Raw genomic sequence first — 2,174 nt, 5'->3', positions numbered from 1 at the left:
GATAACGACACCTACTTCGGTAGCGTGACTTCGGTGACTGCCTGTGAGCAGCCTGTTGGGTATTCGCTTGTAGCGCCTGCTACTCCGGATTGTGATGATAATGATGCCGACGAGTTCCCTGGTCAAATATGGTACATCGGTGTGGATAATGATTCTGATACCTACTTCGGTAGTGTGACTTCGGTGACCGCTTGTGAGCAGCCTGTTGGGTATTCGCTTGTAGCGCCTGCTACTCCGGATTGTGATGATAACGATGCCGACGAGTTCCCTGGTCAAATATGGTACATCGGTGTGGATAATGATAACGATACCTACTTCGGAAGTGTAAGTTCTGTAACCGCCTGTGAGCAGCCTGTTGGGTATTCGCTTGTAGCGCCTGCTACTCCGGATTGTGATGATAACGATGCCGATGAGTTCCCTGGTCAAATATGGTACATCGGTGTGGATAACGATAACGACACCTACTTCGGTAGCGTGACTTCGGTGACTGCCTGTGAGCAGCCTGTTGGGTATTCGCTTGTAGCGCCTGCTACTCCGGATTGTGATGATAATGATGCCGACGAGTTCCCTGGTCAAACTTGGTACATCGGTGTGGATAATGATAACGACACCTACTTCGGTAGTGTGACTTCGGTGACCGCTTGTGAGCAGCCTGTTGGGTATTCGCTTGTAGCGCCTGCTACTCCGGATTGTGATGATAACGATGCCGACGAGTTCCCTGGTCAAATATGGTACATCGGTGTGGATAATGATAACGATACCTACTTCGGAAGTGTAAGTTCTGTAACCGCCTGTGAGCAGCCTGTTGGGTATTCGCTTGTAGCGCCTGCTACTCCGGATTGCGATGATACTGATGCCAATGAATTTCCAGGACAAACGTGGTATATTGATGCCGATGGTGATGACTTTGGTACCTCATCCTTAACGGCATGTGAAAGGCCTACTAACGGATTCCTTTTAAGTGAACTGTCGGGTACAGGTATCGACGACTGTGATGATAACGATGCCGATGAGTTCCCTGGTCAAATATGGTACATCGGTGTGGATAATGATTCTGATACCTACTTCGGTAGTGTGACTTCGGTGACTGCCTGTGAGCAGCCTGCTGGATATTCGCTTGTAGCGCCTGCTACTCCGGATTGTGATGATAACGATGCCGATGAGTTCCCTGGTCAAATATGGTACATCGGTGTGGATAACGATAACGACACCTACTTCGGTAGCGTGACTTCGGTGACTGCCTGTGAGCAGCCTGTTGGGTATTCGCTTGTAGCGCCTGCTACTCCGGATTGTGATGATAATGATGCCGACGAGTTCCCTGGTCAAATATGGTACATCGGTGTGGATAATGATTCTGATACCTACTTCGGTAGTGTGACTTCGGTGACCGCTTGTGAGCAGCCTGTTGGGTATTCGCTTGTAGCGCCTGCTACTCCGGATTGTGATGATAATGATGCCGATGAGTTCCCTGGTCAAACTTGGTACATCGGTGTGGATAATGATAACGACACCTACTTCGGAAGTGTAAGTTCGGTGACCGCTTGTGAGCAGCCTGTTGGGTATTCGCTTGTAGCGCCTGCTACTCCGGATTGTGACGATAATGATGCCGACGAGTTCCCTGGTCAAATATGGTACATCGGTGTGGATAATGATAACGATACCTACTTCGGTAGCGTGACTTCGGTGACCGCTTGTGAGCAGCCTGTTGGGTATTCGCTTGTAGCGCCTGCTACTCCGGATTGTGATGATAACGATGCCGACGAGTTCCCTGGTCAAATATGGTACATCGGTGTGGATAATGATTCTGATACCTACTTCGGAAGTGTAAGTTCTGTAACCGCCTGTGAGCAGCCTGTTGGGTATTCGCTTGTAGCGCCTGCTACTCCGGATTGTGATGATAACGATGCCGATGAGTTCCCTGGTCAAATATGGTACATCGGTGTGGATAATGATTCTGATACCTACTTCGGTAGTGTGACTTCGGTGACTGCCTGTGAGCAGCCTGCTGGATATTCGCTTGTAGCGCCTGCTACTCCGGATTGTGACGATAATGATGCCGATGAGTTCCCTGGTCAAACTTGGTACATCGGTGTGGATAATGATAACGATACCTACTTCGGTAGTGTAAGTTCGGTGACCGCTTGTGAGCAGCCTGTTGGGTATTCGCTTGTAGC

Annotated in this window: 1 protein-coding gene; it reads left to right on the top strand. The window is 49.5% G+C overall.

All coding sequences use genetic code 11. The annotated features are described in order from the left end of the window. A partial coding sequence (locus BMY39_RS14955; protein ID WP_218141014.1) for a MopE-related protein occupies positions 1-2,174 on the top strand: 2,174 nt, incomplete at both ends.

Origin of the sequence: Hyunsoonleella jejuensis, from assembly GCF_900111025.1 — a bacterium.
Lineage (GTDB): Bacteria > Bacteroidota > Bacteroidia > Flavobacteriales > Flavobacteriaceae > Jejuia > Jejuia jejuensis.
This window is presented reverse-complemented; position numbering and strand designations above follow the sequence as displayed.